Source organism: Microcoleus sp. D3_18_C2 (assembly GCF_036702395.1).
GTDB lineage: Bacteria > Cyanobacteriota > Cyanobacteriia > Cyanobacteriales > Microcoleaceae > Microcoleus.
Map to the genome: position 1 here is coordinate 1 of NZ_JAUBTG010000045.1, position 13,720 is coordinate 13,720.

Genomic DNA, 13,720 nt, shown 5'->3' on the forward strand with positions numbered 1-13,720 from the left:
GTCGAGCGCGAGCGGACGATCATCCGATCGCGCTCGACTATTATAATTTACTTGGGGACAATTAATCCACCCTGCTTATTAAGGGGGGCTAGGGGGGATCAGAATCTCCGCCTAAAAACGAGTAACTCCTATTCAATTAAATCGAAACTTTGTCAGCCAAAGTGACAATCTACCATGCAACTAAAATCAGCCGTACAGTGGATACCTCATCCCGACGGTTATTGGATACTTCGCAATCCCGAAGACATTACCTGTATTCAAGTTGACGACTTTGACAAACAGGTAATTTTGCAACTAAGTCAACAACCACTAACTAATATTCTCGCTGAATACGACCTGGATTTAGAAGACGTGCAAAATCTCTTAAGAGACTTAGCACAAGCAGGAATGCTAGAAGGAACCAAGCCACCGAAAGCCAAATTTAACCTGCTATCCTTCACAATTCCCCTAGTCAATCCCGATGTTTGGCTATCGCGGCACATCGACAAATTCCGCTGGATTTGGACATGGGAATTTGGCTTTTTTCTGTGCGCTTTCATCGCTTCCTCTGTAGCTGTGTGGTTGGCTTCCTCTGCCGAAGTCGCAGCCTCACATCAGCAGTTGTGGATAGCGGGAAAAAATGAGAATATTTTCAAATTTGTATTGCTGACAATGCTGGTAATAGCTTTGCACGAACTCGGTCACGCTTTCACGCTAAAACACTACGGCGGTATTGTTAAAGAAATTGGATTATTGTTTATGTGTTTCATCCCTGGATGTTACACAGATACAACCGACCAATACAGTTTAGTCCGGCGGAAACAGCGGGTTTTAGTAGTAGCCGCCGGAGTATTAATCCAAGTAACAATTTGGGCATGGGCTGTTTGGATGTGGCTGTTATCTCAGTCCAATCCGGTTTGGCATCAAATTAGTTATTTGTTGATGGTAGCCGCCTTGCTGACAGTTGCAATTAATTTAAATCCGTTGAATAGATTCGACGGTTATTATTGGTTAGTAGCAGCAACTGGCATTAACAATCTGCGACAAAGGTCGTTTGATTTTTATGTAGACTTGTTGCGGAGGGAGGAGATTGAGGAAACAGCAGAAACGCAATGGGTTTTGGCGGCTTACGCGCCTTTGAGTATACTTTATACTGTTTGGGTTTTGAGTTATCTAGCGTCATTGCTGGGTAATTTGGTTTTGCGGGTTTGGAGTTTTTAACCGCAGATTTATCACAGGCGGGACGCCCGTGCCACGAAATGCAAATTGATTATTTTAGGGGTTTACTGCAATGAATGTTTATCAAAAGTTGGGAATTGTTGGCGGAAGTTTAAGTTTGGCAGTTGTTAGTCAATGTTTTTCTGTACAAGCTGCTACTCTTACTCAAACTTATACTGTGGATCTGGGTTCCCAGCCATTAAATAGTAGCACTAATGTGGTTTTGCCTAAATTTAATTCGCTGTTAGGAACGCTATTAAGGGCTTATGTTACAGTTAAATCTACTGTTAATAACACTGTTAGCATTACTCCTTTGACTGGAGATTTTATGGGGACGGCGGCGAGTAATGCAAATATTGCTGTGAATATTCCGCTGTTAAAAGTTGACCCTAATTTGACTTTGAGTGTGTTAGCAAGTCCACCGGAAACGAGGATTGCTAATGGCGCTACAGGAAGTGTTAGCGGTTCGGCTTCGGGTACGGTGTCAAAGAGTTATGATTCCCAGCAGTCTCTGAGTGCGTTAAGTGGATGCGATGGAGATACTTTTATCGCAGGTTTGGTGACAACGGGTTTTACTCAAATTCAGGGGAATCCTGTTAGGGGAAGTTTCGATGGTAAGGTTGCGACTAACACTACAGTTAGTGCAATTTATGAGTATGAACCTGTGCCGGAACCGATGACTGCTGTTGGTACGTTGCTGGCTGCTGGAATGGGTTTGTGGTGGAAGAAAAAGGCGGCAAAAAAGGTGTAATATTAATTTGGAGATCCCCCTAGCCCCCTTAATTAACCAGGGTGGATAGGGGGAATCTCAAAGTTCTCCCTATTACTCGCAGCCCACAAAAAAAATAAATTCCCCAAAACACTTGACAGATTCGCGGAGGTATGGCAGAGTAGTAATTCGTGACCGATGCGGAACTGGCGGAATTGGTAGACGCGCATGATTCAGGTTCATGTGGTGCAAGCCTTCCGGGTTCAAGTCCCGGGTTCCGCATTCCCAAGGCAGAAGGAAGTTTGGGGTTAACCCGATACAGGCAATAACCCCATTCGCTCTGCTGAATTAAACAATGCTGACAAGTATTCAAAACCCCCTAGTTAAAGAAATTCGCAAGCTGCACAGCTCGAAGGGACGCAGGGAACAACAATTATTTTTACTCGAAGGGACGCACTTGCTCGAAGAAGCTTGCGCGGCAAAATACCCGCTAGCAACGGTTTGCTGCACTCCCGAATGGCTGGATCAGCACGGGCAACTTTGGCAGCAAGTTGGTAATTTAGCCGATCGCACCGAATTAGTAAGTGCCAAAGTGTTAGAGTCGATCGCCACTACAGTCCAACCCGACGGCATTGTCGCCACCGCACCCCGCACCGCAACAGAACCCGCAAAATTGTCAACTTTAGGAATAGCCCTAGAAACAATCCAAGATCCTGGCAACTTGGGGGCGATCGTCCGCACGGCTGCGGCTGCTAATGCCGACGGTTTGCTGCTGAGCGCAGACAGCGCCGATTTAGACCATCCCAAAGTGCTCCGCGCCTCAGCAGGAGCTTGGTTTAAGCTGCCAATGGCAGTCTGTCCAGATTTAACCGCCGAAGTCTCGGCCTATAAAAATCGAGGAATGCAAATTTTAGCAACTGTCGCCGGAGCCAGTTTAAGTTATTGGGAAGTAGATTTGCGAGTGCCGACGCTGATAGTTTTGGGCAACGAAGGCTCTGGTTTGTCGGAAGAATTGAGGAGTTTAGCCGATCGACAAATCCAAATCCCCCTGAGTCGTGGCGTAGAATCTTTAAATGTGTCGATCGCCGCAGCCCTCATCTTGTACGAAGCTCAACGGCAAAGAAGTCAGTCGATTTTAGATTTTAGATTTTAGATTTTAGATTGAAGCATTGAGCCCACGGATAAATTCGGGGGCCAGTTTATCCGATACAGGTTTTTTATTTCTGGACGGATGAATCCGGGGGCTTGTCTCCTGGATGTTTTCGGTCATTAGTTATTAGTCATGACTCATTAGTCATTATCTGTTGGGGCGGGTTCATCAATACCTGTAACTTCATATTCAGGGCCGCCACGGGGGGCTGCCCCTACAAGATAATGAAACAGCCCTGCCCCTCTACCAATCTCCCCCTCTGAGATGTGGCGGCTTTTGTTTATATTGATGCACACTGTAAAGCCAGGAAAGCGGGTACTCTCGTATCAACAGTTCAGGCTGGCATGAAATAAATATGAAGAAGTGTAGCCAAGTGCTCTCACAAATGTTAAGATTCTTAACATAACGTAGTATTGTGCTCGCCCCAACCAAAACCTAACCTGAGACGGTGCTGACTGGGAGTAGTAGCTAGCTACCATAAAATTAAGCCTCTTTAAATGGAAGGAAAGCGCAAGTCCCCGCCCGCTTTCCTTCCCAGCTAAAGCTAGGGGTTTGCGACTACCGCAAACCTTTAGAGGCACAGATCCTCAGCGGGAAAAGCTCATGAAAACTCTTAAGTCCTCAGATACAGATTCTGTTCGCGCTTACTTGCGGGAAATCGGCCGCGTTCCCTTGTTGACCCACGAGCAAGAAATACTCTACGGGAAACAGGTACAGCGCTCAACCGCACTGCATCAGGAGAAAAATATTTTAGCCGAAGAGTTAGGCCGCGACCCGACGGCGGCTGAATGGGCACAGGCAGTTGGGCTGTCTGAGGCACAGTTGCAGCGGACGATCGAACACGGGGAAAGGGCAAAGCGCCAAATGGTGGAAGCCAATCTCCGCCTGGTAGTGTCTGTTGCCAAGAAATATATCAAGCGCAACGTAGATTTACTGGATCTTATTCAGGAAGGCACGATCGGGATGCAGCGGGGAGTAGAAAAATTTGACCCGACTAAGGGCTACAGATTTTCTACTTATGCTTATTGGTGGATTCGTCAGGCAATTACTCGGGCGATCGCCGAAAAAGGCCGCACCATCCGCTTACCGATCCACATCACCGAAAAGCTCAACAAAATTAAAAAAGCTCAGCGCCAACTTGCTCAACAGCTTGGTCGCGCGGCCACGGCTGCTGAATTGGCATCCGAGTTAGAATTGACTCCCAAACAGATTCGCGAATATCTCGATCGGGCGCGCCTGCCACTTTCCCTGGACTTGCGCGTGGGAGACAATCAAGATACAGAGTTGGGCGATTTATTGGAAGATACGGGTACTACCCCGGAAGATTTTGCCCTGCAATCTTCCCTGCGGACTGACTTAGACCAGCTAATGGCGGAACTGACTCAGCAACAGCGAGAAGTGCTCGCCTTGCGGTTCGGTTTAGAAGACGGGCAAACCCTAACTTTGGCAAAAATAGGCGATCGTCTCAACATCAGTCGGGAACGAGTGCGGCAAATAGAACGGGAAGCTTTGACCAAACTCCGCAAGCGCAAGCAAGATATCAACGATTATCTAGCCAGCTAGGTAGATTGGGGATTGGCGATCGGGGTCTCCCCCTTGCAATCCCCAATCTAAAATCGTAAAAACCGCCGCTTTTAATTCGGTTGTGCCCACTTGGTTGCTATGATTGTCCTGCTACATTAGTAATTACTTAGTAATAAAGATCAGCAGCGATCAGATAAGGGTTATTTAATTTAACCGCCCGCGTCTAACATAACAAGCTGTGTCTGAAACGGAGGTACTCGTGAGCAACTCATCTAATAAATCCCCAGAATTCTTTGAAGAAGACGGAGAAAATGCCAACTTATTATGGCAATACGTGCAGTCAATGGCTCCCGACACAGTTTCTCAGTTGTCTAAGCCGACTTCTCACGAAGTGTTTCAAGTAATGGAGCGAAATATTGTTGGACTATTGGGGAATTTGCCTTCGGAACACTTCGGGGTGACAGTGACTACCAGTCGCGAACATTTGGGTAGATTGCTCGCCTCGGCTATGATTAGCGGTTATTTTCTCAAAAATGCCGAACAGCGAATGACTTTTGAAAAGTCCATACAAGCCAGTGAGAGACATGGCTCGGACGATTAGTAGATTCTTAACATTTAAGTGATCCAAGTGTCAAGCCCCCCCTCGCAAGATGGGGGCTTAATATTTTAGATTTTAGATTTTAGATTTTAGATTTTAGAGGGTTGATTTTAGATTAAATAATTGAATAATTATTGATATTATTCTTACATTCCCAATTCCCCATTCCCCATTCCCCATTCCTAATTAATATGTCTCTTCCTCCTGTTGCCCACAAAGTTATCGGCGTTGCTGCAATCTGGAACGATCGCCAACAAATTTTGATTGACAAGCGCCGACAACATGGACTACACGGGGGTTTCTGGGAGTTTCCGGGCGGAAAAATAGAGCCTGGGGAAACCATCGAAGCTTGCATAAAACGGGAAATTATGGAGGAGTTGGGGATTGTCGTAGAAGTTGGCGATCGCCTGATTACGATTGACCACGACTACACTAAATTTACAGTTAGACTATACGTCCACCACTGCCGCTACGTCAGCGGGGAACCGCAAACGATCGAATGCGATGAAATTCGCTGGGTGACACTCGACGAAATTGACCAATTTACTTTTCCCAAGGCAAACGCACAGATTATTGCTGCACTGCGGAAAATTTGAGCTGTAATATAAAATTCGGTTGCTACTGAACAACTGACAAATGACAGCTAACTTTTATTTTTGGACGGGCAGAGTAAAGTGAAAACAACTGCCTCTATCGGGTACGGAGTCTACCCAAATTTGACCGTAGTGCGCGCGGATGATGCCTTGACACAGAGACAGCCCAATGCCGTAACCGTCTTTTGATTTATCTCGCTGCAACCGAAAGCTGTCTTCAAAAATGCTCGCGCAATCTTCTTCAGGAATTCCCGGCCCGCTGTTGCAAATGCTGACTTGAACTTTGTAAGCGGTGCGGTGGAGAATGGACAGATTAACCGTTCCTTGGTCTGGGGTGTACTTGCTGGCGTTGTCAAGCAGGTTGACTATGACTTGTTTGATGCGATCGGGATCGGCATAAACCAAGGGTAAATCTGCGGGAATGTCTGTTTCTATGTTCAGACTTTTCGCCTGAAATTTGTCTTGAAACTGCAAGATTACATCTTGACAAATCGCCCCCAGTTCGATTCTTTTTGGTTCAATGTGGAGTTGAGCGTTTGTACCCCGGGCTGCTTGCAGGATATCTGTAATCATACGATCGACAATTCGGATTTGGCGGCGGGCTTGTTTCATCAAATGAGCCGCCAGACTCGGTGTCAAACGCGACTTTTCCCCCTCTTTCACCTTCTGACTTGACTCCAAAGTCTCCAAAGCCAAAGATGCGGCAGTCAAGGGATTACGCAAGTCGTGGGCTAGCATCGCAATAATCCGGTCTTTCAACTGCAACTGCTCTTGCAAGTGTTCTTTTTCCTGTTTGAGGCGAAAAACTTCATCAGAAAGCTGCACGAGTTCGGCCGCGCAAGCAACGGAATAGATGGGTTTTGCGTCAGTCAGGGTTTCCGCAATAGCTGCGGCCGACTGCTGCCCAGGTGTGTATTCGTCTACAGAACGCTTCCAGCGGGGCCACCAGTGTTCGAGTTGGGCGATTAAATTGCTGCCGGCGAGAGTTTGTCGCGGATCGGGATGAATTTTGAGCAGCGAGGGAGTGGCTACAAGTTTAAAGTGTTCGGCTAAATCGGGCTGTTCTCCTACGTCGATGATTTGAAGCTCAAAGTCGCACTCTGCCTTCAAATCCTTTAGGGACTTGCGGATGTGTCTGGTCTGTTCCCTGGAAGAGGGACGCTTGTCTACGAACAGCAAAAGCTGTAAAAGCGGTGCGGGATTTACCGGCTGTTCGGGAGAACAGTCAGTGCCGCTGGTGCCGAGTGTTGGATGGACGCTGTTGAGCTTTTCGATCGGGTGAAAATAATTGAGCATTGCCGAGCCGAGTTATTTCACTTCTACTTTAATTTAATACTTACTTTAGATTTATGCTATTGTCCGATAATTTCATTACAGGCGGGCAGATGATATTTTTGAGATGGAAGAAAAATGAGTCGCTGCGGGTGGTGGTTCAAGTGGCGGTCGCCTTTTTTGTGCTGTGCCTGTTGCTGACGCTGCACCGCTACTACAGCTTTTACGCTACTTACGACCAAGGAATTTTCAATCAACTTTTTTGGAACGGCACTCGGGGTCACTTGTTTGAGAGTTCCCTCTCTTCGGCTTTGTCCACTAATGTGGTTCACCAAAACCAGCTTCCGGAGGTATCTTACTACCGGTTGGGTCAGCATTTCACCCCGGCGCTAATGCTGTGGCTGCCAATTTACTCTCTGTTTCCCTCTCCCGTCACTTTGACGGTGTTGCAGGTGACTTTAATTACGGCGGCTGGAGGAGTGCTCTATGCTCTCGCCAGACACTATCTGGAACCCCGGCTGTCGGCGACAATTGTTGTGAGCTATTACTGCGCTAACGCGGTCATCGGCCCGACTATGGGCAATTTTCACGATGTTTGTCAAATTCCGCTGTATGTCTTTGGCTTGCTGCTGGCGATGGAGAAGCGCTGGTGGCCATTGTTTGGGATTCTGGCAACTTTAATTTTGGCCGTGCGAGAAGATGGGGGAGTTGTGTTATTTGGCGTCGGAGTTTACCTGATTTTGAGCCGGCGCTACCCTCGGACTGGTTTGGCTGTCTGCATACTCAGTTTTGGTTATATGATCGTCCTGACCAATCTGATTATGCCTTTGTTTTCTGCTGATATATCCCAGCGGTTTATGATGGAGCGCTTCGGTCAATATGCCGAGGGAGATGAAGCTTCTACTCTAGAAATTATTTGGGGAATGGTGAGTAATCCCGGACGGTTGGTAGCTCAGTTATTTACGCCGTTTTTTGGTAAGATTAGGTACCTGCTTGGCCAGTGGTTGCCATTAGCTTTAGTGCCAGCTTTCGCACCTGCGTCTTGGATGATAGCTGGATTTCCGCTGCTGAAGCTATTTTTAGCAAAAGGAGAGTCGGTGCTGGCGATTAATATTCGCTATGCGATGACTGTGGTTCCAGGGCTTTTTTATGGGGCGATTCTGTGGTGGGCCCAGCGTCAAAAGGAAGAAGATAGAATGGTGAGAGAGGAAAGAATGTTTTTGCGTTTTCCTTCTGCTTTATTTCCTCTCCCTTCTTCTTCAAAGTTTCGCCGCTTTTGGGCGTTTTGCATCTGTTTGTCGCTATTTTTTACCTTCACTTCTAACCCAAATCGGACTTTTTCTTTGATTTTGCCCGATGCGATCGATCCTTGGGTGCAGGTTCCTCTCGTCAGACAATGGCAGCACGTTTTGCAAGTGCGGCCGCTATTGGCTCAAATTCCTGCGGATGCTAGCGTGGCAGCGACGAATACTATTGTGCCGATTTTGTCAAGCAGGCGGGAAATTCTCAGGTTTCCGATGTTGGAACTCCGCAATGATGCGGGGAAGGCAGTGAAGATGCAATATGTAATTGCCGATTTGTGGCAGTTGCAGCAGTATCAGGCTGCGTTTCGCGCGGAACGGGGACAGTTGCGGGAAATCGTACCGGCGATCGATCGAATGTCCAAATCTGGAGAGTACGGCATTGTTGGCTTTGAAGACGGCGCGATTTTGATGCGTCAGGGTGCTGTTTCTAATTCTGCATCAGTTGCTGCTTGGACTCGTTTTCGGCGCGAATTGGAGCCGATTTTGAAGAAACAGTAAGCGGGTAGGCGCGATCGCCATTGCTGCCCTCAGTGGCTCAAATCTTGAGGAAACCTGTTTTTTTCAGGTAATGGCGATCGAGCAATTTCCTGCAAAAACCAGGTTTAGCCATGATTTTCTGTCTTTGTTGCTGCCAAAAGTCAGGCATTCGGCATCAACTTGCGCTCAACTTAAATTTAAGGGTGATAATTATACAATAAATCTGTTAATCCTAAACATTAAGTTATATAAAAAATTTGGAGGAAGAAAGATGAAAATTTTGGTATTGGCATGGGAGTTTCCTCCCAGAATCGTAGGCGGTATCGCCCGCCACGTATCAGAACTATATCCAGAATTGGTGAAGCTGGGACACGAAATTCACTTAATTACAGTAGAGTTCGGCCACGCGCCGATGTACGAAGTGGTGGAAGGAATACGTGTGCATCGGGTGGTGGTGGGGCACGCTAGGGACTTTTTTCACTGGGTGGCGAACCTTAACCAAAGCATGGGCTACCAAGGCGGGAAACTGATGCTTGAGGAAGGCCCCTTTGATATCATCCACGCTCACGATTGGCTAGTGGGAGATGCGGCGATCGCCCTCAAGCATACCTTTAAAGTACCGCTAATTACCACCATCCACGCCACCGAATACGGGCGCTTCAACGGCATCCACAATGAAGGGCAGCGCTACATTAACGCCAAGGAAAACGACCTCGCTTACAATTCTTGGCGGGTAATTGTTTGCAGTGATTATATGCGGCGGGAAGCCGAACGGGTACTAGCGACTCCGTGGAACAAAATAGAGGTAATTTACAACGGAATTAGACCAGATAAAAAGCCCCGATGGCACGAATTTGACGCGATGAACTTCCGTCGTCAGTTTGCTGCAGACGACGAAAAAATAGTTTATTATGTAGGAAGAATTAGCTACGAAAAAGGTATTTCTGTATTTCTAAATGCAGCACCTAAAGTAATTTGGGAAATGGGGGGTAAAGCGAAAATAGTAATTGTTGGCGGCGGCAATACAGACCATCTAAAACAGTTAGCTTGGCATTTAGGAATTTGGAATAAGTGTTATTTTACTGGGTTCATGTTTGAGGAACATCTCGACAAATTTCAGACGGTGGCTGACTGCGCGGTTTTCCCCAGTCTTTACGAACCTTTTGGGATTGTAGCGTTAGAAAGCTTTGCTGCAAGAGTGCCTGTGGTGGTTTCGGATGCGGGCGGACTTCCAGAGGTGGTGCTGCACACTAAAACTGGCGTTGTTACTGAGGCAAACAATCGGGATTCTTTGGCCTGGGGAATTTTGGAGGTTTTGAAAAATCCGGGTTACGCGCAGTGGTTGGTTGACAATGCTTATCAAGATTTGGAACGCCGGTTTAGTTGGCCGAAGTTGGCGATAGAAACCCAGTGGGTTTATGAACGGGTGGTGGAGGAAAGGGCTGAGGTTGATTGGTAAGAATGCTCTTTTTTGACAGTTGACAGTTGACGGTTGACAGTTGACAGTTGACAGTTGACAGTTGACAGTTGACAGTGAGTCGAATATCAACTTTTTTGGGGCAAATCTTAAGAATTTGTAACACAATGATAGAGACACTCGAACTTACTTTGAGTGCACTCATAAGATTTAAAGGGAATTCGCATCTTGAATATTTTTAGGGAAATCGATCCCCAACCCAGACGCAGCTTACTGATTTTATTCACCGCAGGGCTGCTATTCTGGTCGAGTTTGGCTTCGCTACTGCCAACTTTGCCGCTGTACGTTCAATTTGTGGGCGGCACAAAACAGCAAATTGGCTTTGTGATGGGTGCATTTGCGATCGGACTTTTGCTATCGAGGCCACAATTGGGCAAAATAGCCGACAGCAGGGGGCGAAAACAAGTTTTGCTTCTAGGTGCGTCAGTTGCTGCGATCGCCCCTTTGGGCTACCTGTTAGCTCAATCTATCCCCTTACTGTTACTTCTTCGCGCTTTTCACGGTATTAGCATCGCCGCTTTTACCACAGCTTACAGCGCTTTGGTAACAGATTTGTCGCCACCAGGAAAGCGGGGCGAATTAATCGGTAACATGAGTTTGGTAAGTCCTATTGGTCTAGCATTTGGCCCGGCTATTGGCGGATTTGTGCAAGCTGGGGTTGGTTATACTCCTTTGTTTGCGATGTCGGCAGTTTTCGCTGCAATAAGTGTATTTTTTACCTGCCAAATTGCGGAACCTAATTTTGCCGATTTAACAAAATCGGACTCGCTATCGGAGGACAAAAATAGCCAAAAATACTGGAAAATGCTCTGGAATCCGAGAGTGCGGATTCCGGCTTTAGTGTTATTGGTGGTTGGTTTGGTATTCGGAACTTTGAGCACTTTTATGCCTTTGTTTATCCAAGAAACCAAGGCTAATTTCAATCCGGGATTATTTTATTCTACGGCAGCTATCGCCAGTTTCGGTATGCGGTTAGTCACGGGACGGGCTTCGGACAAATACGGCCGCGGCTTGTTTATTTCTGGCGGCTTAATCTGTTATGCCGTATCTATGTTATTGTTGTATTTTGCTAACAACACCAGTGCTTTTTTAATAGCAGCTTTGGTTGAAGGTTGCGCGGGCGGTACGGTTTTGCCGATGATGGTAGCGCTGATGTCGGACAGGTGCGAACCTCATGAAAGGGGCCGGTTGTTTTCGCTTTGTATTGGCGGATTTGATTTAGGCATTGCGATTGCTGGGCCGACTTTAGGCTTTGTGGCTGAACAAGTTGGCTACAGAAATATGTTTGGTTTTGCTGCTGGCCTCGCTGGCTTGGCTTTGCTGATTTTTATTACTCAGTCTAGCAAGGGCTTGTCTAATTCGATGAAGTTTGCGATCGGTCGAGGCAAAGATGTTTATGCTTTGAACCGATGATATTACAGAAGCAAGAAGGAAGAGGCAATCATGGGACTTACCAAAAAACCCGGTTTCTCCCAAAAATCGTGAATCTATGCGACAGATATTGAGGCAGAAACCGGGTTTTTGTTCCCGCGCAGCATTCTGAAAAACAGGCAAGATGCCTGTTCCACAAAGATTAAAAAAGTTCTGAGTTTTAAATCGTGAGTTGAATTAATTTCTTAATTCAAAACTCAAAACTCAGAACTCAGAACTCACAGCTTATAACGTTTTTAAATGGGCTTGGAGGGATTCGAACCCCCGACCTCATGGTTCGTAGCCATGCACTCTATCCAACTAAGCTACAAGCCCCTGTTGAGTTAAGATTTAATCTAAAATTGATTAAGTTCTTTTCTCACAGAATCTAACAGTAACACCATTACCAAAAAAATGCAAGACCTTTCGCAAACTTTTTCTAAATTGCCCGATCGCACACAGCTAACTCACCTCGACAACAGCGGGGAAGCCCAAATGGTGGACGTTTCGGCGAAGGTGCCGACTGTTCGGCAAGCTGTGGCTGCTGCCAGGGTGCGGATGCTGCCGGAGACGTTTGCGGCGATTGAAGCGGGGAATGCGCCGAAAGGTGATGTGTTGGGCACTGCAAGGCTGGCTGGAATTATGGCGGCGAAGCAGACGGCACATTTGATTCCTCTGTGTCACCCTCTGCCGCTGAGTAGCGTGGAGGTGCAGGTGATGCCGGATGCTGGGTTGCCGGGGTATCAAATTCGGGCGACGGTGAAAATTAAGGCGGAAACAGGGGTGGAAATGGAGGCGCTGACGGCGGTTTCGGTGGCGGCGCTGACTTTGTATGATATGGCGAAAGGATTGGAAAAGTCGATCGCCATTGAGTCAATTCGCCTGGTGAGTAAAAGTGGTGGCAAGTCTGGAGACTATGAAAATAATGTAGAGGCATAATACCAATTTCATAAAGTAGCGCTAGATATTACCCCCCCAACCCCCCCTTATTAAGGGGGGGCTAAGACTTCATCCATAGCACATCTTTAGAAAAAGGGTATAAGTTTCCTGCCGAAAGAGGGATGCAGCATTCAAAAAGCTGCACTTATGATTAAAATAGGCACTGAACTACTATCAAGTGAAAAACTATGCCTCCTCGTTGGCCCCGCAAACCCGATCGCAATGATCCAGAGTACCGTCGCTTAGATGACAGGATGAATTTTGCTATCCACGTCGGTCTTTTTTCTGCTACCAATTCTGGGTTGTGGTTTGTTCACAATTTGCAAAAGGCTGATTGGCCTTGGGCAATTTCGGTAACGGGTGGATGGGCTCTAGTAGTTTTGGCCCACGCGATTTACCATTTTGCGATCGCCGATTATTCGCCCCTCACCAAAGATTCTGGCTGAAGGCAGTTGTCGGCGATTTGTTAAGTCTTTTGATTGATAACAAATAACTTTCGGCTTTTTTGATATGGCTAATACTACACAGGCGATCGAATCCTTAGCAGCCGAAATCGGCGAAAATGTCTACATTGACATTGCCAAATGGCATTTGTATCTCAATGATGCCCACCTGCATACAGTTGTTGCCCAACAACTTTATTCGATGCTGGAAGATGGCGATTTAGATGCTGACAAAGTTGGACAAGTTTTGCAAGGAATTCCAGTCAAGTTGGGCGGCGGCAAGCGGGAAGTGCCGCTTGCCGATTTGATTCCGATGCAGTGTCAAGTTCAGTTGATGGATGTGCTTGAGGAATTTCAGCGGAAGATGTGATACAGCAGATTTCACATTTATGAAGTACACCCCCAGATAAATCCCCGTAGGGACACTCCAAGAGCCCAAGGAGTGTCAACTTAAGCTGTGAGTCCGCCAGTCCTCTCGCCAGTCCGCCAGTCCGCCAGGGAATGAATTCCCTGTCTAATAGCTAAAGTCCTCTGAAAGAGGACTGATGAGTTTAAAAATTCTTCTTCTGAGTCCTCTTGAGAGGACTTTCGCTTTGAGGCAGGGGTTTCAACCCTTGCCGGACTATG

At 46.9% G+C, this 13,720-nt stretch carries 13 protein-coding genes and 2 tRNA genes; 13 read left to right on the forward strand and 2 right to left on the reverse strand.

Features of this window, described 5'->3' with window-relative positions; all coding sequences use genetic code 11:
- Positions 1 to 174 precede the first annotated feature (174 nt).
- The 7 genes from QUA88_RS22005 to mutT all read left to right on the forward strand — a co-directional run bounded on the left by QUA88_RS22005 (position 175) and on the right by mutT (position 5,774).
- Positions 175 to 1,200, forward strand: a complete 1,026-nt coding sequence (locus QUA88_RS22005; protein ID WP_333057353.1) for a site-2 protease family protein — start codon at positions 175 to 177, stop codon at positions 1,198 to 1,200.
- 70 nt (positions 1,201 to 1,270) lie between these two features.
- Positions 1,271 to 1,948 (forward strand): PEP-CTERM sorting domain-containing protein, encoded by a 678-nt coding sequence (locus QUA88_RS22010; RefSeq protein ID WP_333057354.1) that lies wholly within the window; start codon positions 1,271 to 1,273, stop codon positions 1,946 to 1,948.
- Between the two features lie 158 nt (positions 1,949 to 2,106).
- Positions 2,107 to 2,188 (forward strand) — tRNA-Leu (locus QUA88_RS22015).
- Between the two features lie 73 nt (positions 2,189 to 2,261).
- On the forward strand, positions 2,262 to 3,059 hold the full coding sequence (locus tag QUA88_RS22020) for an RNA methyltransferase (RefSeq protein ID WP_333057355.1): 798 nt from the start codon (positions 2,262 to 2,264) through the stop codon (positions 3,057 to 3,059).
- A 600-nt stretch (positions 3,060 to 3,659) separates the two neighbouring features.
- A complete protein-coding gene (locus QUA88_RS22025) occupies positions 3,660 to 4,619 on the forward strand; it encodes an RNA polymerase sigma factor, RpoD/SigA family (protein ID WP_333057356.1) in 960 nt (319 codons plus the stop codon).
- 220 nt (positions 4,620 to 4,839) lie between these two features.
- Positions 4,840 to 5,181, forward strand: a complete 342-nt coding sequence (locus QUA88_RS22030) for a DUF760 domain-containing protein (protein WP_172187001.1) — start codon at positions 4,840 to 4,842, stop codon at positions 5,179 to 5,181.
- Positions 5,182 to 5,369: 188 nt separating this feature from the next.
- Positions 5,370 to 5,774 (forward strand): 8-oxo-dGTP diphosphatase MutT, encoded by a 405-nt coding sequence (gene mutT, locus QUA88_RS22035; protein WP_333057357.1) that lies wholly within the window; start codon positions 5,370 to 5,372, stop codon positions 5,772 to 5,774.
- A gap of 54 nt (positions 5,775 to 5,828) precedes the next feature.
- Here mutT and QUA88_RS22040 read toward each other — a convergent pair whose 3' ends face one another.
- A complete protein-coding gene (locus QUA88_RS22040; protein ID WP_333057358.1) occupies positions 5,829 to 7,067 on the reverse strand; it encodes a histidine kinase in 1,239 nt (412 codons plus the stop codon).
- Between the two features lie 53 nt (positions 7,068 to 7,120).
- Here QUA88_RS22040 and QUA88_RS22045 point away from each other — a divergent pair, with 53 nt between their 5' ends.
- From QUA88_RS22045 to QUA88_RS22055, 3 genes are all read left to right on the forward strand, one after another.
- Positions 7,121 to 8,845 carry a DUF2079 domain-containing protein gene (locus QUA88_RS22045; protein WP_333232222.1) on the forward strand — a complete coding sequence of 575 codons (1,725 nt, stop codon included), beginning with the start codon at positions 7,121 to 7,123 and terminating at the stop codon, positions 8,843 to 8,845.
- 250 nt (positions 8,846 to 9,095) lie between these two features.
- Positions 9,096 to 10,283, forward strand: a complete 1,188-nt coding sequence (locus QUA88_RS22050; protein WP_333057362.1) for a glycosyltransferase family 4 protein — start codon at positions 9,096 to 9,098, stop codon at positions 10,281 to 10,283.
- 186 nt (positions 10,284 to 10,469) lie between these two features.
- Entirely contained in the window at positions 10,470 to 11,714 is a 1,245-nt protein-coding gene (locus QUA88_RS22055; RefSeq protein ID WP_333232224.1) for an MFS transporter, read from the forward strand.
- A gap of 259 nt (positions 11,715 to 11,973) precedes the next feature.
- Here the strand turns inward: QUA88_RS22055 and QUA88_RS22060 are convergent.
- A tRNA-Arg gene (locus tag QUA88_RS22060) sits at positions 11,974 to 12,047 on the reverse strand.
- 78 nt (positions 12,048 to 12,125) lie between these two features.
- Here QUA88_RS22060 and moaC point away from each other — a divergent pair.
- The 3 genes from moaC (at position 12,126) to QUA88_RS22075 (ending at position 13,463) form a co-directional block, all read left to right on the forward strand.
- Complete coding sequence (gene moaC, locus QUA88_RS22065) at positions 12,126 to 12,650, forward strand: cyclic pyranopterin monophosphate synthase MoaC (protein ID WP_333057364.1); 525 nt, start codon at positions 12,126 to 12,128, stop codon at positions 12,648 to 12,650.
- A 188-nt stretch (positions 12,651 to 12,838) separates the two neighbouring features.
- Positions 12,839 to 13,096, forward strand: a complete 258-nt coding sequence (locus tag QUA88_RS22070) for a 2TM domain-containing protein (RefSeq protein WP_006633890.1) — start codon at positions 12,839 to 12,841, stop codon at positions 13,094 to 13,096.
- A 64-nt stretch (positions 13,097 to 13,160) separates the two neighbouring features.
- The gene (locus QUA88_RS22075; RefSeq protein WP_333057367.1) at positions 13,161 to 13,463 is read left to right on the forward strand and encodes a DUF3181 family protein; all 303 of its coding nucleotides are present in this window, start codon (positions 13,161 to 13,163) and stop codon (positions 13,461 to 13,463) included.
- Positions 13,464 to 13,720: the final 257 nt, after the last annotated feature.